This window comes from [Muricauda] lutisoli (nom. illeg.) (assembly GCF_017313105.1).
GTDB lineage: Bacteria > Bacteroidota > Bacteroidia > Flavobacteriales > Flavobacteriaceae > Flagellimonas > Flagellimonas lutisoli.
This window is the reverse complement of the sequence record NZ_JAFLND010000001.1, coordinates 1470659-1491733: the sequence shown is the minus strand read 5'-3', so window position 1 is coordinate 1491733 and position 21075 is coordinate 1470659. Positions and strand designations below refer to the sequence as shown.

21 protein-coding genes are annotated in these 21075 nt (G+C 39.8%); 17 read left to right on the top strand and 4 right to left on the bottom strand.

Annotation, left to right across the window (positions count from 1 at the left end; all coding sequences use genetic code 11):
- The first annotated feature begins 7 nt into the window (after positions 1-7).
- Complete coding sequence (locus J0X13_RS06940) at positions 8-3154, top strand: efflux RND transporter permease subunit (RefSeq protein WP_207070685.1); 3147 nt, start codon at positions 8-10, stop codon at positions 3152-3154.
- Positions 3155-3236: 82 nt separating this feature from the next.
- Here J0X13_RS06940 and J0X13_RS06935 read toward each other — a convergent pair whose 3' ends face one another.
- The gene (locus J0X13_RS06935; protein ID WP_207070684.1) at positions 3237-4418 is read right to left on the bottom strand and encodes a GAF domain-containing sensor histidine kinase; all 1182 of its coding nucleotides are present in this window, start codon (positions 4416-4418) and stop codon (positions 3237-3239) included.
- A gap of 286 nt (positions 4419-4704) precedes the next feature.
- Between J0X13_RS06935 and J0X13_RS06930 the strand changes: the two genes are divergently transcribed.
- Positions 4705-5547 (top strand): ATP cone domain-containing protein, encoded by an 843-nt coding sequence (locus J0X13_RS06930; RefSeq protein ID WP_207070683.1) that lies wholly within the window; start codon positions 4705-4707, stop codon positions 5545-5547.
- 6 nt (positions 5548-5553) lie between these two features.
- Entirely contained in the window at positions 5554-6924 is a 1371-nt protein-coding gene (locus J0X13_RS06925) for an MBL fold metallo-hydrolase RNA specificity domain-containing protein (protein WP_207070682.1), read from the top strand.
- A gap of 8 nt (positions 6925-6932) precedes the next feature.
- On the opposite strand, the gene upp is transcribed toward J0X13_RS06925, so the two are convergent.
- Positions 6933-7586, bottom strand: coding sequence for a uracil phosphoribosyltransferase (gene upp, locus J0X13_RS06920; protein WP_207070681.1), 654 nt, complete (start codon positions 7584-7586; stop codon positions 6933-6935).
- A gap of 179 nt (positions 7587-7765) precedes the next feature.
- Between upp and J0X13_RS06915 the strand changes: the two genes are divergently transcribed.
- From J0X13_RS06915 to J0X13_RS06905, 3 genes are all read left to right on the top strand, one after another.
- On the top strand, positions 7766-8677 hold the full coding sequence (locus J0X13_RS06915; RefSeq protein WP_207070680.1) for a DnaJ C-terminal domain-containing protein: 912 nt from the start codon (positions 7766-7768) through the stop codon (positions 8675-8677).
- A gap of 6 nt (positions 8678-8683) precedes the next feature.
- A complete protein-coding gene (locus tag J0X13_RS06910) occupies positions 8684-8974 on the top strand; it encodes a chaperone modulator CbpM (RefSeq protein ID WP_207070679.1) in 291 nt (96 codons plus the stop codon).
- Positions 8975-9043: 69 nt separating this feature from the next.
- Positions 9044-9949: a universal stress protein gene (locus J0X13_RS06905; RefSeq protein ID WP_242535629.1), complete on the top strand. Its 906-nt coding sequence runs from the start codon at positions 9044-9046 to the stop codon at positions 9947-9949.
- Here J0X13_RS06905 and J0X13_RS06900 read toward each other — a convergent pair whose 3' ends face one another.
- Entirely contained in the window at positions 9950-10357 is a 408-nt protein-coding gene (locus J0X13_RS06900; RefSeq protein WP_207070678.1) for a hypothetical protein, read from the bottom strand.
- 86 nt (positions 10358-10443) lie between these two features.
- Here J0X13_RS06900 and J0X13_RS06895 point away from each other — a divergent pair, with 86 nt between their 5' ends.
- The 11 genes from J0X13_RS06895 to J0X13_RS06845 all read left to right on the top strand — a co-directional run bounded on the left by J0X13_RS06895 (position 10444) and on the right by J0X13_RS06845 (position 19638).
- On the top strand, positions 10444-11982 hold the full coding sequence (locus J0X13_RS06895) for a sensor histidine kinase (protein WP_242535628.1): 1539 nt from the start codon (positions 10444-10446) through the stop codon (positions 11980-11982).
- The gene (locus J0X13_RS06890) at positions 11954-13003 is read left to right on the top strand and encodes a response regulator (protein WP_207070677.1); all 1050 of its coding nucleotides are present in this window, start codon (positions 11954-11956) and stop codon (positions 13001-13003) included. Before J0X13_RS06895 ends, J0X13_RS06890 begins: the two co-directional genes overlap by 29 nt.
- An 88-nt stretch (positions 13004-13091) precedes the next feature.
- Complete coding sequence (locus J0X13_RS06885; RefSeq protein ID WP_207070676.1) at positions 13092-13928, top strand: universal stress protein; 837 nt, start codon at positions 13092-13094, stop codon at positions 13926-13928.
- Between the two features lie 152 nt (positions 13929-14080).
- On the top strand, positions 14081-14923 hold the full coding sequence (locus tag J0X13_RS06880; protein WP_207070675.1) for a universal stress protein: 843 nt from the start codon (positions 14081-14083) through the stop codon (positions 14921-14923).
- A gap of 9 nt (positions 14924-14932) precedes the next feature.
- Positions 14933-15748, top strand: coding sequence for a universal stress protein (locus J0X13_RS06875; protein WP_207070674.1), 816 nt, complete (start codon positions 14933-14935; stop codon positions 15746-15748).
- Positions 15749-15807: 59 nt separating this feature from the next.
- Positions 15808-16659, top strand: coding sequence for a universal stress protein (locus J0X13_RS06870; protein WP_207070673.1), 852 nt, complete (start codon positions 15808-15810; stop codon positions 16657-16659).
- 14 nt (positions 16660-16673) lie between these two features.
- Positions 16674-17102, top strand: a complete 429-nt coding sequence (locus J0X13_RS06865) for a hypothetical protein (RefSeq protein WP_207070672.1) — start codon at positions 16674-16676, stop codon at positions 17100-17102.
- A gap of 86 nt (positions 17103-17188) precedes the next feature.
- Positions 17189-17596: a hypothetical protein gene (locus J0X13_RS06860; RefSeq protein WP_207070671.1), complete on the top strand. Its 408-nt coding sequence runs from the start codon at positions 17189-17191 to the stop codon at positions 17594-17596.
- Between the two features lie 77 nt (positions 17597-17673).
- A complete protein-coding gene (locus tag J0X13_RS06855; RefSeq protein WP_207070670.1) occupies positions 17674-18114 on the top strand; it encodes an Hsp20/alpha crystallin family protein in 441 nt (146 codons plus the stop codon).
- Between the two features lie 51 nt (positions 18115-18165).
- Positions 18166-18609 (top strand): hypothetical protein, encoded by a 444-nt coding sequence (locus J0X13_RS06850; RefSeq protein ID WP_207070669.1) that lies wholly within the window; start codon positions 18166-18168, stop codon positions 18607-18609.
- A 21-nt stretch (positions 18610-18630) separates the two neighbouring features.
- The gene (locus J0X13_RS06845) at positions 18631-19638 is read left to right on the top strand and encodes a 2-hydroxyacid dehydrogenase (RefSeq protein WP_207070668.1); all 1008 of its coding nucleotides are present in this window, start codon (positions 18631-18633) and stop codon (positions 19636-19638) included.
- Here the strand turns inward: J0X13_RS06845 and cls are convergent.
- The gene (cls, locus tag J0X13_RS06840; RefSeq protein WP_207070667.1) at positions 19633-21039 is read right to left on the bottom strand and encodes a cardiolipin synthase; all 1407 of its coding nucleotides are present in this window, start codon (positions 21037-21039) and stop codon (positions 19633-19635) included. The two genes, J0X13_RS06845 and cls, sit on opposite strands and share 6 nt — an antisense overlap.
- Positions 21040-21075: the final 36 nt, after the last annotated feature.

The window sequence follows — 21075 nt, the reverse complement described above, 5'->3', positions numbered from 1 at the left end:
AAACGCCATGATGGAAGAAAAGGATTCGGATAAAAAAGTGAGAAAAGAAGGGGCCATCGGATACATGGCCAGAAATTCCATTGCCACAAATTTATTGATGCTGATACTTTTGGGCGGAGGTATTTTTACGATGTATACCATCCAAAAGGAGGTTTTTCCCGAATTTCAGCTTGATTTTGTAGATGTATCCGTGGCCTATCCGGGAGCCTCACCGGCAGAGGTGGAACAGGGAGTGCTTCAACCTGTGGAGGAAGCGGTTCGGAGCGTTCAGGGTATAAAAGAGATTGTTTCTCAAGCCAATGAGGGTTCGGCTGAGGTCAGTATTGAACTGGTTGCCGGTTCCGAACGAATGAAGGCGTTCCAAGATATCGACCAAGCGATCAACCGGATAAGAACTTTTCCAGATGACATTGAACGGCCCGAAGTCAGTTTACGATCGCGACAGCGGGATGTACTTCAAATAGGACTTTATGGAAAAGCGGATATATGGACCCTTCGAATACTTGCAGAAAGATTACGGACTATATTGTTAAGTAACCCTGCAATTACTCAAGTGGAACTTAATAATGTGCCCGATTATGAGACCCGAATCGAGATTACCCGGAATAACCTCCAAAAATATAATTTGACCCTTGGACAGGTGGCCGACATTATCCGTCAAAGCAGTAATGATGTCCCCGCAGGAGCCGTACAAACGCAAAGTGGGGAAATTTTGCTCAGGATGAAGGAGCGTAAACAATGGGCGGACGAATATGGAAACATCACCATTGTTTCAGCCCCATCCGGAGCCAAGGTCAGCCTTAGCGACATTGCAACCATTACAGATGACTTTGAGGAAACTGGTTTTCATGGACAATTTAACCAGGAGAACTATGTAGAGCTCCAGATTTTTAGAATCGGAGACCAATCCCCCATGGAAATAGAGGATGTGGCCATGGGTGTACTGGAAGATTTTCAATTACCACCAGGCGTTAATTACCGCACCGATAGCAATAGGGCGTCCGACTATCGCGAAAGATTGTCCCTGCTTACCGAGAATGGTGTGTTGGCAATCATCATTGTTTTGCTCATACTTACCCTTTTCTTGGAATACCGTCTCGCTTTTTGGGTGATGATGGGAATGACAGTTTCCTTTATCGGCGGTATGATTTTCTTGCCGCTTATTGGTATAAGTGTGAACATGATTTCCATGTTTGGGTTCTTGGTGGTCCTCGGTATCGTAGTTGATGATGCTATTGTGGTCGGAGAAAATGTGTACGAATACCGAAAAAAGGGATTAAGTCCCCTAAAGGCGGCCATTGCGGGTACTAAGGATGTTTCTCTACCCGTGGTGTTCAGCATCACTACAACGATTATTGCGTTTGTACCCTTACTTTTTATGCCAGGGGAAACGGGTAAATTTTGGCAACCATTGCCAGCGGTGGTCATCGTGATATTGGCCGTATCGTTGTTGGAGGCTTTATTTATTTTACCTTCTCACTTGGCCCACCTAAAAAAGAATCCGAGCAAGAACAAATGGGTGCATAAATTGGAAGGTTGGCAGAGTTCCTTCGCCAATAAGTTCAATGAATTTGTAGATAGAAGGTACCGTCCACTGTTGGATAAATGTCTGAAACACCGATATATTACCCTGTCCAGTGCAATAGCTTTATTGCTGATCGTTGGAGGGTACGGTTATAGCGGACACATGGGAATGATCATGATGCCCGAAGTGGCGGCGGATGAAATCGAAGCAGGTGTACGTTTGCCCGTAGGCACCACGCCCGACCAAGCCGCAAAAGTGGCCCACGATATCTCCGATGCCACCCAACGAATGTTCGAGGAACATAACTTGTATGAGGTAGCAGAGGGAATCAAAACAAACGTAAGAGGACAGAACTTTATAGATGTGGAGATTGTGATGTTGCCGCCGGACCAAAGGGATATAACCGCAGGTGAAGTCATTTCGTTATGGCGGGACAATATCGGGGACATTGAAGGGGTGGATCAAATTACTTTCGAAGCTGAACGGGGTCCAGGAGGTGCGCGTCAGGCCATTAGTATTGATTTGAGCCATACCGATATTGAAGTGCTCGAAAATGCGAGTGCGGCATTTGTAGAGCGGATGAATGCTTTTTCCAATACACGGGATGTTACGGACAACTATAACAAAGGAAAACTACAATACGATTTTAAACTTTTGCCACAGGGCAGAAACCTTGGGCTAACTTCCGACGAAGTTGGAAGACAGGTGAGAAACGGATTTTTTGGAGCCTTGGCCATGAGACAACTTCGTGGTATGGACGAAGTTGAAGTCCGTGTAAAACTTCCAATGGAAGAGCGCAAGGACATCAAAAATCTTGAAAACTTCCTGATACGGACACAGGACGGCGTTGAAGTACCCTTAATGGATGTTGTCGAGGTACAGCAACGCGAAGCATTTACCAGCATCAATCGCAGAGATGGTCGTAGAGTGGTCAATGTAGGAATGGATGTGGAACCCGCAAATGCAGTGAACAGGGTAATCGCAAAGGTACAGGAAGAAACCTTGCCCCAACTCAGGGCCGATTATCCTGGAATAACTTGGACGTTTGAGGGGAGCCAGGCCGATATGCGTGAGAGTACGAGCACCCTTCGGGCAGGTTTTACTATTGCCATGCTTTTGATCTATGCACTGTTGGCCATTGCATTTGGTAGTTATGTGCAGCCTTTGATCGTAATGACGGCAATTCCGTTTGGAATCGTTGGGGCCGTCATTGGACATATTTTATTGGGTTACGACCTTTCTTTGGTAAGTTTAATGGGGGTTATCGCACTATCCGGTGTGGTAGTCAACGACTCCTTGATCATGATTGATTATGCCAATAAACGGCGTAAAGAGGGAGATCCCATATATAAATCCATTCACGAAGCTGGTTTACGAAGGTTCCGCCCGATTATTTTGACAACCATGACCACTTTTGGTGGATTGGCCCCTATTATTTTAGAGACCTCGAGTCAGGCTTTTTATTTAATTCCCATGGCCATTTCATTAGGGTTTGGTATCGTGTTCGCGACAGCCATCATTCTAGTGATTGTTCCATGTTTGTATTTGATTTTGGAAGATGTTCGGTTATCCATTAACAAAGGTAGAACCGTGAAGAACGTGGACGTTTCCGAGAGTGTGATTTCTTGATGGCATTCCCTCATCCGTTTGGATAAAGATGAATTTTATTGCTTTTAAAGGAAGGAATTTTTATTTCTAAAACTAAATTGCATTAAATGGGTACTGTCACATCCACTGTAGTCCCTTTGTCCTCTGCAGACACAACATTTAGTTTACCATCGATACTATTTACCATCTCTGCTACAAGCTGAAGGCCCAAACCAAATCCCTTTTCGCCATTTGTTCCTGGATTTAGACCTAAGGTATCGTTTGTCAGGTCTTTCAGTTTTTCCTTTGACATACCTATTCCATTATCGGATACTTTTACCGTAAGAAAGGCTTTTTTGTCCATTTCCATGATATCAAGTGTAACGGCTATACTCCCTTTGGGAGGAGTGAATTTAATGGCATTGGCAATAAGGTTCCCTATAATGGGGAGCAGTTTTCTTCGTGAAAATTTATATTGATTTTTTGTCTGGTCAAAACTTACATCAAGTGCGATATCCTTATTGCCTGCAGGAATTAAGTAAAGCTCTTCCAAATGCGCTTTTAAAGAGGAAAGGTCAAATTGATTTTTATCTCGAAGCTTTTGGCGTTTTTCTAAAATATCGTCGGTCAATTCCATTAACTTCGAAACCGAACCATTGATCAATTTAAAATAAGCTTTGGATTCTTCGGCATCCATATTTTCCTCTTCAATAGTAGAAGTAAGACCAAGTATCCCTCCCAATGGGCTTCTGATGTCATGCGCTATTTGGTAGCGTTCTTTAATGGCACTGGCCAATTGGTCCTCCAGTTGGTCCAACTTCTTTTTGTTTTCCAATTTTCCCACAATTTCATCGGCAATCAACTGTAATAGTCTTTTCTTTTCGAGTGATATGTTTTTTTCACTTTGGTCCAATACACATAGGGCTCCGATATTTTCCCCGGTACTCACCTTTAATGGTATTCCTAGATAATATTTCAACTTATCCCGTTTTACAAAAGGATTGTCACTAAATCTTTTGTCCTGATCAAGGTTTGGTAATTCTTGGATGCCCTCTCCTTGTATGGTGTATTGGCAAATTGAATCTTCGCGGTCAACTTGAAATGGTTCTGAAATCGATGAGGTAATGGTCCATTGTGAATAATTATCGATTAGGTTAACATAGGAAATATCCGTATCAGTTATATATTTGGCCAATTTTACCAAGCGTTCAAACTCATCCTGAAGATCGGCATAATCCAAATCAAGATCGTTTAACTTTTTGGACCTCTGATATTCGTTAATGGTCTTCATGGAATCTTTCAACATCATTATTATTTTATCAAGTATTCATCGAACGGAATTCAGTCTATTTTATTTGAAAGAATAGTATTACAAAATGTTAAATTTTAATATCTATTTGATTCAAATCAATTCATTGATCTTTTTAATAATCTTATGAGGTTGGCATTCAATATTTTGTGTTTCAAATAGCAGGGCATGGCTGAGTTTATAAATTCAGATTATCGTGATTTATTGGAAAAACACATCTGGACCAATGGCCACCCTAATGAAATAATTTCTAAAAGTTCAGTTTCATATGTAACTTAGTAGTATGGCAATTAAGGAGTTCCATATTACCAAATCATCTGGCGAACAGGTGAAGTTTTCTATAAATAAGCTTAAAAGATCTCTTCAGCACAGTGGTGCCAGTGAAGAGATGATTCAGGAGATAGTGCAACGTGTACAGGATGAATTGTATCCGGGCATTTCAACAAGGGAGATACACAACCGTGCCTTTGCTTTGCTAAAAAAGAAAAAGTCAGTTTATGCATCAAAGTATAAATTAAAAAAGGCTATTTACGAACTTGGACCTACTGGGTTTCCCTTTGAACGGTTTATAAGCGGGATTTTGCATTATTCGGGTTACGAAACCAGGGTGGGAGAGATGTTGGAAGGTACTTGTGTTTCGCATGAAATTGATGTAGTTGCCTTTAAAAATGGAACTTTAAATGTAATTGAATGTAAATTCCATAGTGAGGATGGTCTCAAGTGCAACGTGAAGGTTCCGTTATACGTAAAGTCAAGATATACGGATGTAAAGGTCCCATTGAATTCACAAAAGGATAAACCTTTTAAAAATACTGAAGGTTGGGTGGTAACCAACACCAGATTTACCAAAGATGCACTTGAATATGGAAAATGTGCAGGGCTTTATCTTTTGAGTTGGGATTATCCCCAGGGAGATGGACTTAAAGAACGGATCGATAGATTGAGACTTTATCCCATTACGGTATCTACATTATTATCGAGCAGGGAAAAAGCTTTTTTATTGGAACGGGATATAGTTCTCTGTAGGCAATTGGAAAAAAATGATTTTCTCCTGGATCATTTAGGGGTCTCCAATGGTCGTAAACAAAGAATTTTAAAGGAAATGAAATCATTGTGCAACCCATAATAGGTTATGAAAAAGCTTGAAGTCCATTTTTTGGGAGGTTCCGGTACTGTGACCGGGTCTAAGTTTTATTTACATACCGAAGAGGTCAAAATTTTGGTGGACTGCGGTTTGTTTCAAGGGCTAAAAGAATTAAGGAGGCAAAATTGGGAACGGTTGCCTGTTGATGTTTCAGAGATAGATTATGTACTACTTACCCACGGACACTTGGACCATTGTGGATATTTGCCCCTGTTGGTTAGGCATGGATTTCGCGGAAAAATTTTGGGAACGGCGCCTACACTGGAAATAGCTAGGATTATTCTTGAAGATAGTGCCAAAATACAGGAAGAGGAAGCCGAAAAAGCCAATAAGGAAGCATATAGCAAGCACGACCCTGCTTTGCCATTATATACAGAGGAAGATGTGGCATTTGCGCTGAATTTTTTTGAGCAAATAGAGGAAGGGGAGAAGCTTTCGCTCTCCGAACATTGTGATGCCCGTTTTTTTTACAACGGACATATTATCGGTTCCACCTACATCGAGATTGATTTACATGGAAAACGACTTGTTTTTTCAGGTGATGTAGGCCGTCAGGAAGACGAACTGCTAAACCCTCCGAAACAACCCGACTGGGCCGATTATTTGTTCGTGGAAAGTACGTATGGAGATAGACAGCACCCAGATGAGGACGTAGCCCATATTTTAACCGGTCTGATCAGAGAAACGTTGTCCCATAGGGGAACTTTGATCATACCTTCGTTCGCGGTAGAGCGGTTGCAATCCCTAATGTACCAATTATGGAAGCTGTATAAGAAAAATAGAATTCCCAACATACCGATTTTTGTAGATAGCCCCATGGGAAACAATGTTTTGGAGGTATTCAAGGATTTTCCAAACTGGCATAAACTAACTCCAGAAGAATATCGTAATATGTGCAACCATATTACCTTGGTAAGCTCTTATGCCGAAACTTGGGAGACCATTGATGATACAAGACCTAAAATAGTGATTGCAGGAAGCGGAATGGTTACCGGCGGACGTGTACTTACCTATATCAAACAATTGGGCGATATGGATACCACCACCATTTTACTTGTGGGTTTCCAAGCGGAGGAAACACGGGGCAGAAAATTGTTGGAAGGGGCCACAGAACTAAAAATATATGGAAAATATGTACCCATTAAAGCGAAACTATACCATTTGGAGAGCCTATCGGCCCACGCCGATCAAGGTGAACTATTAACTTGGATGGGGTCCATTAAAAATATTCCCGAAAAAGTATTTTTGGTTCATGGAGAGCAGGAGGCGATGGAGGTTTACAAGAAGAAAATCGAAGAACGATTCAATTGGAATTGCCATATTCCCAAAATGCACGAGGTTGTCGAGATTTTACTATAGCCCAGGCTTTATAACTTTACCCCATAACTTAAATCCCCTGCATCGCCCAGCCCTGGAATTATGTACCCTTTACTTGTTAAATGCTCATCAACAGCGGCAATCCAAAGGTGGGTGTCTTTGGGAAATACTTTTTTAACCTTTGCTACTCCAGATTTTGAACCGATGACCGAAATAATATGTATTTGCTTTGGTGTTCCATGGCTCTTGAGTGCGTTGAGTACATTTTCCAATGTTTTTCCCGTGGCCAGCATAGGATCCGTTAGTACCAATATTTTATCATCTAAAGCAGGTGCGGCAAAATATTTTACGATAACTTCAAAAGCATCTTCATTGTTCGGGTGATGCCTGTATGCCGAAATAAATGCATTTTCCGCTCGATCAAAATAGCTTAAAATACCTTGATGAAGCGGTAACCCAGCTCTGAGCACGGAACAAAGAACCAACTTATCCGAACACAAAAAGGATTTTTTGGTTCCCAAAGGGGTTTTCACCTCGGTTTCCTCATAATCCAGGGATTTACTCAATTCGTAAGCAAGGACTTCCCCGATGCGTTCAATGTTCCTTCGAAACCGCATGGAATCTTTTTGTATTTCCACATCTCTAATTTCTGAAATAAAAGTGTTCAGAATGGAATTGGCTTGATCAAACTGGTGGATAATCATTTTTTGATAATTGATTCTTCTTAAAGATAATTGTTGTTGGGAATATATAAAAATGAAAAACCTTGCCATGAGCAGTTGCTCCGAACACTGATAAAGGTCATTGGAATAAAAGAAGATTTTTGACGAAATTTGAAAGAGTTGTTTTTAAGGTTAAATGAATTCAGATTTCTGATCGACCTATGGATTTTATCGATTATTATAAAGTGTTGGGTGTGGCTAAAAATGCATCCACCGACCAAATAAAAAAAGCTTACCGAAAGCTTGCCAGAAAGTACCATCCTGATCTTAATCCGAACGATAAGGAGGCGGAACAGAATTTTAAGCGCGTCAATGAGGCCAATGAGGTGCTCTCCGACCCTGAAAAAAGGAAAAAATATGATGAGTACGGAAAGGATTGGCAGCACGCCGAAGAATTTGAAAAAGCAAAACGTTCAAGAGCGCAACAGGGCCATGGACGCGATTATTCCGGCTACACATATAGTTCAGGGGGGTCTGCCCAGGACTTTTCAGACTTTTTTGAATCTATGTTCGGCGGAGGTGCTTCGGGGTTTGGCTCACGAGGTCAAAGGGTGCGTTTTCGCGGGCAAGATTACAATGCCCAGCTTCAATTATCCTTAATGGATGTCTACACTACTCAGAAACAAACCCTTACGGTTAATGGGAAAAACATTAGATTAACCATTCCTGCAGGTATCGAGGATGGACAGACCATTAAAATAAAAGACCATGGAGGACCGGGAATAGAGGGCGGTCCTGCCGGGGACCTTTACATTACTTTTTCCATTACCAACAACACACCTTTTAAGCGAGACGGTGCAAATTTGTACAAAACCGTGCAGATTCCTTTGGTAAAAGCAGTGCTTGGAGGAGACATTCAGGTGGATACCCTAACAGGAAAAGTGAAATTAAAAGTAGCTCCGGGAACCGATAATGGTACCCAAGTGAAACTTAAAGGCAAAGGATTCCCAAAATATAAAAAAGAAGGTCAGTTTGGAGACCTTTACTTGACCTATTCCGTAAAAATACCGAAGAACCTTACCCCGGAGCAAAAAAAGTTGTTCGAATCTTTGGAAAAGACCAACCTAGCATAAGAAATCATGAAAAAAGAAAACTACATATCCATAAAAACTTTTTGTGAACGCCATGGGGTTGGGGAATCTTTTGTTTACTCCATGTACGAGTATGAGATTTTGCAAGTGGAACGGGACACAGATGAAGATATGCTCCATATTGAGGATCTACCACTTCTGGAAAAAATGGTGCGCTTGCACAACGAGTTGGATATTAATCCAGAAGGAATCCAGGCCATTTACCATCTGTTGGGACAAGTAGAGAGCCTGCAGCAAGAAGTAGCTTCCCTTAAAAAGAAATTGGGTAGATTGGAATGATCTGTAGATATGACCAAGGTCATAGTATAAGGAGTGCATCCATGTTATCTTTAGAATAAAACGCAACAAATGGAAATGGCTCAAGGAATAGGAGTTTTGCAAGCATCCTTTCTAATTCAGGAAGAAAGCCATTATGTTTTAACATTGGATGTCATGAAAAAAATATTGGTACCCGTAGATTTTTCGAAACACTCTGAATACGCTTTGGAAGTTGCCTCCAAAATAGCTAGGCAACATGAGGCAGGCATTGTTTTACTTCACATGATAGGATTATCCGATTCGGTATTGGCCAATTCTGAGATTGCCGAAGAAGCCGAAGCCAAATACTTTTTAAAGTTGGCAAAGGATAAAATCAAGGAATTTACGGCAAAGGAATATCTTAAAGATATTTCTGTGAACGCTATCATTCAAAATTACAAGGACTTTACAGAGGTAAATAATGTGGCCCAGGAACAAAATTGTGATTTGGTGGTAATGGGTTCTCATGGGACAGGAGGCCTGAGCGAGCTTTTTGTGGGCTCTAACACCGAAAAAGTGGTAAGAACTTCCGACTTGCCCGTAATAGTGATCAAAAAGTCACATGATGATTTTACCATCAAAAAAATAGTGTTGGCCAGTGATTTGAGCAAAGAAAGCATACCTGTTTATAACAAGGCCAAAGCGTTTGCAGAATTGTTTTCTGCATCCTTGGAAGTTGTTTATGTTAATACATCAGGGGCAAATTTTATGGGGTTCGACGATGTGGAGAAAAGAATGGAATCCTTTAAAAAGGAATTGGGCCAGGAAATCAATATTAATTTCTATAACCACCACAGTGTTGAGCGTGGAATCCTGAATTACTGTTTTGAAAAAGATGCAGATCTATTGGTGATCCCAACCCATGGAAGAAAAGGATTGGCGCATTTTGTTGTGGGAAGTTTAGCAGAAAATGTATCCAATCATGCCAAAATACCGGTAATGACCATCAAGCTTTGATTATTTTTCGAAAAGTAACTGTAGACGCCCCAACAAAATCAATTCAGATTTATTACTCCCCGAAAACGAAGCGGTGATAGCTCTTGAAGTGGACATTGCCAAATTTTTGATCTCTGGCGTGAAAAGAATTTTGTGGTCCATATAAAAAGCTTCAAACTCTTCGTAAATCTCGTCATTGTCCTTTTCATACTCCAACAACCAATCAAAAACAGAAATAATTTGAAAAGCGGCATCGGTACCATACTCATCTTCAATATCATCTACTTCCAACCAATAATCTTTCACCACTTCATTCAGTTTTTCCATTTCCTTCATGTGGATACTATGGTCGGCCATGGCCATGGCATAAAATAATTTTCCTAAATTTTGATAAAGTTTATTACCAAGGTTTTTTTTGGATTCCAACATTTTCTTAAATTTTAGACTAAGAGATTAAATATACTCATGTAAATAATTTCCCCCCATGATGTAAATCAGTAAATTTAGTTATTGTTTTGGAAAGATTCGAAGATAGTAACGTACTTGGCATTTTATCGGAGGCAATCTCCGAGGGCATTCTTATTGTAAATGAACAACAGCGAATTACGGCGAGCAACACTGCAGCCAACAAAATGTTTGATTATGCCGATGGAGAACTTAACGGTGAATCCTTGGAGATTTTGTTGCCGGAACGTTTCAGGGACGGGCATGAGCATTTGTTTTCGGGCTTTATGCGAAAGGGCAAATCAAGACAGATGGGCCCGGAAGTGGATTTGGTGGGCATACGAAAAGGAGGTGAAGAGTTTCCTTTGGAAATAAGCCTCAACCCTTTCAAACTTCTTCAAAAAAAGTATGTCCTTGCGTTAATAAAGGATATAACCGAAAGGAAGAAGGCCGAACAGACCATAGATTATTGGTATCAAATTTTTGATGAATCCCTGAACGAAATTTATGTGTTCGATGCGGAGTCGTTCACCTTTATCAATGTAAACCGAGGTGCCCAGCTCAATTTGGGGTACAACATGCAAGAATTGGGTGAAATGTCGGTAATGGATATTAAGCCCGAGGTTACTTCGGAGGTCATGAAACGATTGATTTCACCTTTGTTATCGGAAAGAAGGGAAAAGGTGATTTTTGAAACGGTACACCAACGCAAGGATGGCAGGAGATACCCGGTCGAGGTGCACCTTCAATTATCATTTATTGGCAAGCAGAAGGTTTGTGTGGCCATTGTACTGGATATTACCGAAAGGAAAAATTATACCCAACAGTTGGAAAACACTGTGGAAGAACGTACCCAACAGTTAAGACAGGCCTTGAAGGCAGAGAAAAAGCTCAATGAGCTGAAAACAAAGTTCCTGTCGCTCGTGTCCCATGAGTTTAAAACACCTTTGACGAGTATTCTAACATCTACCTCGCTACTATCAAAGTATACGGAAACCGGCCATCAGGAGCGAAGAAACAAGCACATAGCCACCATTAAATCCAAAGTAAAGTATTTGGACAATATTTTAACGGATTTTTTGTCTATTGAGCGTTTGGACCTTGGAAAGGTAAAATACAATATGACCACCTTTCCTTTGAGCAGATTGATCAATGAAGTGGTTTACGACTCCAATACACTTTTAAAGGAAGGGCAACGTATTAAGTATCCCGAGAATATAGATGGTATTGTAATGGAGTTTGACGAAAAAATTATGGGATTGGCACTTTCCAACCTTATGCACAATGCCATAAAGTATTCTCCCGAATATAGAACTGTAGAGCTAAGGGTTTCAAAAGGAGAAAATCAGTTAAAAATCGATGTAGTGGATCAAGGTTTTGGAATTCCATCGGAAGACCAACCCTTTATCTTTGATAGATATTATCGGGCCAGTAATGTTTTAACCTATCAAGGTACAGGTATAGGATTGAATATTGTTAGGCAACACATGCATAACTTAAACGCCAATGTTACTTTTAAAAGTGAACTGGGTAAGGGTTCCACATTCACACTGTACATACCAATAAATAACAAGGAAAAAGATGAAAAAAATTCTGTTGGTGGAGGATGACACCTCATTGCGTGAAAATATAGCCGAACTGTTGGAATTATCCAGCTTTAACGTTTGCTCGGCATCGAACGGAAAAATGGCCGTGGAACTGGCCAAAAAAGAACATCCGGACTTGGTGCTCTGTGATATTATGATGCCGGAAATGGATGGTTACGAAGTATTGGAAGAACTTTCGACCTACGAAAATACCCGTTACATCCCTTTTATTTTTGTTTCTGCCAAGACAGAAAAACAAGATGTTAGAAAGGGAATGAACCTTGGTGCGGATGATTATTTGACAAAACCCTTTGAAGAGGAAGAACTTTTGTCCGCCATTAAATGTCGATTGGAGAAGGCCGAACAAATGAAGGCTGTTCTGGAGGAACATCCAAAACAAGCAAGCCAAGAGCATGAAATAAGGAATTTGAACGAACTGAAAAACTTTTTTGATGATCATGGTCAGTTGTTTTCCTACGATAAGGACGAGACCATTTATTCCAAGGGAGACCATTCCAACATGGTATATCTGATTTTAAAAGGAGTGGTCAAAAGTTGTGGATTGGACGAGGAAGGGAAGGAATTGATCACATCTATTTATGCAGAGGACGATTTTTTGGGCTTTACCTCGTTAACCGACCACCTGCCGTACAAAGAGTATGCAGTGGCCATGGAAGATGTGGAGTTGGCGGGAATATCCAAAGAAAAGGTAAAAGCGATTTTGGAAGACAACAAAAGTGTTTCCCTCGAACTGATGGATGTCATGGCAGGAGACCTAGAAAATATTAAAAAGCAATTACTGCAAATGGCCTATAGTTCGGTCAGAAAAAAAACAGCCCAGACCCTTTTAATGTATTGCAAGGCCATGAACAGGGACAAACAGGCTCCCTTAAAAATAGCACGTAGCGACTTGGCCGGAGTGGCCGGTATTGCTACGGAAAGCCTTATCAGAACCCTTTCGGATTTTAAACATGAGGGACTTATTGCGATAGAAAACAGAAATATTTTGGTCCTTGATAAGGAAGCATTGGAACAAGTGCACTAACAAAATATGGGTCATAAATTAGTCAAGTGATATATATCATTCCTTTTTTTTTAATGAATGACAAACTTGTACTATCAATTTATGACAAATGAAGAATATTCTGGTCCCAACAGATTTTTCCGAAAATTCCATTCGAGCATTAAAGTATGCCCAAGTGCTCTTTAGCGCTATGGAATGTAATTTTTATTTGCTTTACGTCGGAACATTGTTGGACACGAAAAAGGATTCGGAGTCTTTTCAGGAAGTGGAAAATGATTCCAGCGAAAACACCAAAAAACGACTTAATGATCTGGTTAAAAAAAGCCGGAAACACAGTACGGAGGCCAACCACTTTTTCTTTGCTTTGCACGAGTACGGCTTTTTTATCCCCACTATTAAAAAACATGTAGAGGAGCAAAACATACAACTTATTGTAATGGGTACCAAAGGTATTTCTGGAATAAGGGAAAAGGTACTGGGAAGCAACGCAGGGGATGTGATCACCAAAGTACAGTGCAATACCCTTGTTGTTCCCGTTGGTGTGGAACTTTCCAAACCAAAGGAAATAGCATTCCCTACAGATTTTAATATTTTCTATTCCCTTAAAATTTTAAGGCCGATGGAAGAAATGGTTACTTTGGGTAAAGCAAAATTCAGTGTCATGAATGCCTTAAAAGAGGGTGATAGTTTAAATGAAGAACAAGAAAAGAACAAAGAACATTTACTGGATTTCATGCAAGATTCTTTTGAAGGAAAATACGGTTTTCATACAATTAGCAATCAAAAGGTAAAGCCGGCCATTCAGTGTTTTGTGGAGAGCAGGGACATTGATATGATTGTTATGGTCGCAAAAAACCTAAATTTTATTCAACAGATCCTGTTCGACTCCATAGTGGAACAAATAAGTTTTCATACAAAAATCCCCTTTTACGTAATTCACGAATAAGCTCTTATTTCCAGACCAATCGAATCGAGTCCAATTTTTGTTCCGGCATTAGTTTGGTTCCCCTGAATTTATTTAATATCTGATGTAAATCATAGTATAAAATAAGTACTGTGGATAGCTTTGTTTATAGTAGGTTTTTAAATAATAGAGCTATGATCAGAGTAGTATTGCCCACCGATTTTTCCGAACAAGCATTTCATGCTATTTCTTATGCAGTGAAGTTATTAGAGGATTCTACCTGCATTTTTTACTTGGTACATGCATATACCCCAGCTATTTATAGAGTAGATTATGCACTGGGAAGTCCAGGACAATTTGGATTGGCGGATGATGAGAAATATAAGGCCGAGGAAGCACTGGAAAAAACAAGGAAAAGAATAAAGGCTCTTTTCAATATATCTAAACACACCTATATCACACATGCCGCTTTTAATTCTTTGGGTGATGAAATTGAGTCCGTTTCGCAAAAGGAAAACATCGACTTTATTGTAATGGGAACACAGGGGGCCACCGGAGCCAAAGAAATTCTTTTTGGGTCCAATACGGTTCATGTGATCCAAAAATCAAGTATTCCTGTTCTGGCCGTACCCTATGATTTTGAATATAAGCCACCGAACAACATTTTGTTCCCTACCGATTATGAAGTGGATTATAATAAAGCCAATCTTGACTTTCTGCTCAAGTTTTCCAAATTGTGGCATTCCAAATTACATATTATGCACGTGACCACACCTGATGGACTTGATTTGGATCAGGAAAACCACAAGGTTTTTTTGGAGAGCAAGCTATTGGAACAAAACCATAAATTTCACGACCTACCAGATCAGGAGCTCATAGAAGCCATAAATGAATTTCAAAAGGAAACCCCCGTGGAGATGTTGGCCATGGTCAAAAACAAACATACTTTTTTAGAGCGCCTTTTCGTGGAACCTACAATCAAAAATATAGGTCTCCATACCAAAGTTCCTTTTTTAGTACTTCCATATCAACAATAAGCAAAAGCCATGTTAAAGATTTTAGTGCCCACCGATTTTTCAAACAACTCGTACAATGCGTTTTACTATGCAGCAAGGTTATTTCAGAACAGGGAATGCATATTTCATCTTGTGAATGTTTGCAGTGGGGATACTGATCCTGATAAGGAAAAGGCCAAAACGGAATCGGCCCAAGATTTGGATGCCATGGTACATAGATTGGTCAGGGATGTTGGGGAAAATACAAAACATGTCTTTAAAAAAGTTTCTTTATGCTCCGATATGACCGAGGGGATTGCCCAATATGCAGAAGATCACCAAGTGGACTTGACAGTGATTGGAAATAAAGGCAAAGAGGATATCAAGCATATCCTGTTTGGTAACAATGCCATGCAAATAGTTCGGGAGATAAGCAATTGCCCGGTGTTGATAGTGCCTTTGGAAATCGACTTTAAAAAGGTGGACAAAATTGCATTTACCTCCAATTATATAAATCCAATAGCAAAGAAAAATAGTAAAACCTTACAGTATTTCTGTGATTTATCTGATGGCATAATTGTACCCATGAGCATCGATGAGGATAAGGATGATCCTGCCTCCGAGAAAAACAAGGCTGGCTTTTTTAAGGAAATCGACCAAAAATGTTCCAAAGAAGTTGAGCTTCCTGTTTTTGATGGTAAAGTAAATACCATTTTGGAATTTGTGGACCTATGGAGTATTGATATGTTGTGCATGGTTTACTATCCACATCACTTTTTCTTGGAGTTTATTGGCAAGGGGATCATAAAGGAGCTCAACACGAAATTGAACGTGCCCTTTTTGATTTTGCCCCACGACCCAAGTTGACCAAAATCATGGTATATCATTTTAAGGAAATGTAACTTTCATAAAAACCAAAGATCATCATGGACAAGAGAGTTTTGTTACCTACGGATTATTCAAAAAATGCATTGAACGCCATTCGATATGCACTGGAACTCTATAAAAATATACGATGCGATTTTTATATCCTGAACGCCTTTCATGTTTCCGGTTACACTTTGGACAGTATGAGGGTGCCCGAAGCAGGTGAGCCATATTATGAAGCAGCGAAACAGGAATCGGAGGAAGGAATGGAACGATTGATGAAAATGGTGAAATTACACCCCCAAAATGATAAGCACGAATTTCATACCATTACAACTTTCAATAGCTTAACAGAAGCTATCAGAAACGTGATCGATAAAAAGGACATCGATATTATTGTAATGGGCACTAAAGGGATAACGGAGTCCAAAGCTCGCATATTTGGTACCAATACCGTAAATGTGATGGAGCAGATAAGGGAATGTCCAGTGATTGCAGTTCCCAATAACTATATGTTCGAGGAACCAAAGGAAATTGTCTTCCCGACAGATTATAAGACACCTTTCAAGAAAAAGGAAATAGGTGACTTGATAGAGATATCCAAATTGTTCGATGCAAAAATCAATGTAGTTCACATTGATAAGGATAAAGACGGAAAGCTCAGTAGAAAAGAAAAGATAAATAAGGAACTGCTACAAGAAATTCTGCAGGGAACAGATTACGAAATGCATTTTTTGCCAGCTGATAAAATCAGTAGTGGAATCAATAAGTTCATTGAGGACCACAACTGCGATATGGTAGCTTTTTTAAACAAGAAACATTTGTTTTTTGGGAGCATACTGTCAAACCCGTTGGTAAAAAAAATAGGGTACGATCCACAAGTGCCCATTTTAGAACTGAATGATAACTAATAAAAGATGGAACTATGAAGCAAGTAGGAATATGGCTGGATAAACAAGAAGCCAATGGAGTAATATTGAACAATGGAAAGGAAAGTCTTTTTAACATTCCTTCGGAACTCGATTTTTTTAATCCTAAGGGAGGCGCAAGATCAAAAACCAAATGGGGTCCACAAGACGTGGTGCAGGATAGCAAGTATCTCGAAAGGGAAAAACACCAATTACATAATTATTTTGAAAAGATAGCCGAAAAGATTTCGGATGCAGATCAAATTGCCATATTTGGACCCGCCGAAGCCCCTGAAAAATTTGTGGGTTCACTTAAAGAACGACACCCTGGATTGGCCGCCAAGGTAAAAACAACCGAGACAGCCGATAGTATGTCGGAAAACCAGTTCAAAGCATTGGTGAAACGATCTTTTGGAATAGATGACCGTTATCCTGAGACCACCTAAATTTAAACCAGTAAAGTGATTTAGATCATTTCACAGGAACCGACCAAACCTTACATTCATTAGTAATTAAAAAATGTAATACCGTAATGATGGTAAGGGAAAGAAAAATAGAGGTAATGCACGATGAGCTGCAAAACTGGAAATCCTATTTGTTGTTTATCGAGGATGAAATGGCCTTTATACAGAGGTTGTTGGATTCCTATGTCTTTGAACCGAGTACGCCCAACTTGTTTGAACGGTTGGATACATTTAAACAACATTTCCATACTTCCCAAAAAAACAGAAAGTCGCTATCGGAATCCATTAAAAAACATGAGAATGGCCTTGGTGGCATTTTTGAATGCGTGGAGCGTAAATGCGACGATCATTATTATGAAAAGCACCAGGATTTAAAGGAAAAAATCGCCGAGTATATCAAAACCTACATCAACCTTAAAGAAGAGGTCTACAATTATGCAGGTTCGGTACTCAAAAAAAAGAAGCCGTTGTACTGACAGGGCTTTGTTTTAATAAGTGAAATGGAGTTCTTGTCGGATTGACACATATTCATTAATCAGTAAATTATGTAGTTATGTCACTTGTCAAATTAGATGGAAAACGATTTCCATGGAATGAAAGTCTGATTGATTTCTTCAATCGGGACACGTTTATTGATGATGATTTTTTCAATTTGGAAAAAACCCATCCATCAATGAATGTCAAAGAGCATAAAGATGATTTTGAAATTGAATTTGCCGCACCCGGATTTGAAAAAAAAGATTTCGAGATCACTATGAAAGATGATGTATTGGAGGTCTCTGCCCAAAAAAGCAAAGAGGAGACCGAGGAGGATGAAAACTTCACACGAAGGGAATTCAACTACAATGCATTTACAAGAACCTTGCAATTGCCTACTTCTGTTGACCGATCAAAAGATGTAAAGGCAGTTTACGAAAATGGTATTCTTAAGCTAAAAGTCCTAAAAATGGAAGAAGCTAAAGAAGACCATAAAAAAGTTATCGAGGTGGTTTAAATGAAATTTGCGGCAGATGAGCATTCGTCTGCCGCTCAATGTATTAAAGAAATGGAAACAAAATCAAGCAAAAGAAAATTTAGGGAGTGGTTCAGTGCAGAAGAGTTGCACGAAGAATCAAAAAAATGGTTCTCGGAATTAAAATTTGCAAAAGACGAGCAAAAGTTCCTAAACAATATGGTGAAGGACTATACTTTGGATATTATTGATTCCGACATGTTCAAGACCGTTCAGCCTATTGTGGAGTCTTTGAACAAATCTGAGAAGGATTTGGTGGACCTTTTCAAAAAGGTACAGTTGCACGAGAATCAGCTTCAAATTATGGTTGATGAGGTCAATCAAGAAAAAATGGAAGCCGCGTACCTGGATACTCATAACGACCTTGCTATGGAGGTGCAGGATTACTTTGAAAATTACCGCGACTCCAAATCCAAGATATTCGATATCGTGTCCAACGTGATAAAGCGAAAAAAACAGAAGAGATTACTGAACTAAATTTATTTAGAAACAAGAAAGATGAAAGTACTGGTGTATAGTGCCAAGGATTTTGAAATAAAAAACTTGGAAAAATCAAACGGCAACAAACACAAAATAAGATTTGTACCCGACGCCCTCAATTCCACTACGGCAGTGATGGCCGCCGGGTACGATGCTATTTCCATTTTTTCGAATGATGATGCTTCCTTGGTTGTATTGGAGATTCTTCGCGAGATGGGCATTAAGTATATAACCCTTCGTTCAACGGGTTATAACAATGTAAGTGTAAAATCCGCCAAGCGGATAGGCTTGAAGGTAGCCAACGCACCTGAATATTCTCCACATGCTATAGCGGAACACGCTGTTGGGCTTTTGTTGGCCCTTAACCGAAAGCTGATCCTGTCGAATGAACAGGTGCACCGGTATAACTTTTTATTGGATGATTTGATAGGTTTTGACTTGAATGGAAAGACCGTGGGCATATTTGGTACGGGAAGAATCGGTTCCAATTTGGTACGGATCTTCCATGCGTTCGGATGCAAGGTGGTGGCCACGGATATACATCGAAGTCAGTACTTGATCAATCATTATGATGTGGAATACCTTCCTTTGGAAGAGCTTTGTAAAAAATCGGATATCATAAGTATTAATACCCCCCTAACTTATGAAACCCACCATATTTTTGACGAACCCCTGTTCAAAGCAATGAAGAGCGAGGCCATTTTAATAAATACGGCCAGAGGTGGAATAGTTAAAACCGATGATATTATTTTGGCATTAAAACAGGGTGATATTGGCGGATACGTTACCGATGTTTATGAGTATGAAAGGGATATTTTCTTTAAGGACAATAGTAAGAAAGGAATCCAAGATGAACAGCTGCAAGAGTTGATTTCGTTGCCCAATGTTCTCTTAACCCCGCACCAAGCCTTTGCTACCAAAGAAGCTCTTATAAGAATTGCGGAGACCACGATTTACAACCTGGATTGTTGGGAAGAAGGGAAAACCTGTAAAAACGAATTGGGTTTCGAAACCATTATGCTATAAAAGGGGACTCAACAGTTTTGCAAAACCCTCTATGAGTTTTTTGCCCCAAGGCCTTTCTTTATATTTTTTATAATCACTGAGGAGTATGGATTTTTCGCAATCTTTTAGGAAATCGGTTTTCATGCGTTCGCAAAGGGAAGCATCATAAACAAAAACCTGTGCTTCGTAGTTTTGTTGGAGGCTTCGATTATCCAGGTTTGCCGTGCCTATGCTCGCAATTTCATCGTCGCAAAGCATTACCTTACTGTGTAAAAATCCTTCCGCGTACAAATAAATTTTGATGCCAGCCTTAAGGTAGGATTCAAAATAGGCCCTAACACACCAATCCACCAGTTTGATGTCCGTGCTGGAAGACATTAGGATTCTGACATCGACACCACTCAATGCAGCCGTCACTAAAGCCTGTAAAATGGCATGGTTGGGAATAATGTAGGGATTGACGATGTAGAGATATTTTTCCGAACTGTTTATAATGGAAAAATAAACCTGTTCCATCACATCAAAATCATCATCTGGTCCGCTGGGTACTATTTGAAGGGAGGTTCCTTCTTTAAGGGGCCTATACCTATGAAATGTGGAAACATCGACTTTTTTGCCACTGGCAAGGTACCAATCGGTTACAAAAGTTCTATTTAAAAAGTCTACCGCTTCACCTTCTATTTTTAAATGAGTATCGTGCCATTTGCCCAAGGCGGGATCTCCTTTGAGGTATTTGTCCGAAATATTGATTCCACCTGTGAACCCGATTTTATTATCTATTATAATTATTTTTCTATGGTTCCGGTAATTTAATGCAGAAAGGAACCTACCAAATTTGAAAGGCAGAAACTGGGCGGTTTCCACACCGATCTTTCTTAGTTTTTTAAGGTATTTTTTACTTAAGGAGTAGCTTCCAATGCCGTCGTAAAGAAGTCGAATGGTCACATTTTCCCCTATTTTCCTTTCAAAAACCTCCAATAGTTTATCCGCAAGCAGTCCGTCCTCAAAAATGTAGTACTGCAGATGGATATGCTCTTTGGCCTCTTCCAAGGCCTGAAAAATACTTTCAAAAGTGTTTTTTCCGTCTTTCAGCAAATCCAGATCATTATGACAGGTAATGGGGCACTTCGATGTTTTGTTTATTAATGATACAATACGTTGCTTGTTTCCTGAAAGATTTGGAAGGCATGTGGCGTTCTCTGGTTCGATCAAGGAACCATACTGATTTTTTAAGGAGAACATTTTACTTTTTCTTCTATTGCGCCCAAATAAAATGTACAACAAAACACCAGCTACGGGAATGGTAAAAATGGCCAATAACCAAGCCAGGGTCTTGCTGGGTCTCACCCCGTTCAATAGCAAGCTTATCACCATTACAAGGGCAATTATTATGTAAACCGCAATAAGAATGGGAACGAGCATCTATTTTTTTGATACTTGGTTAAATTCTATATACAA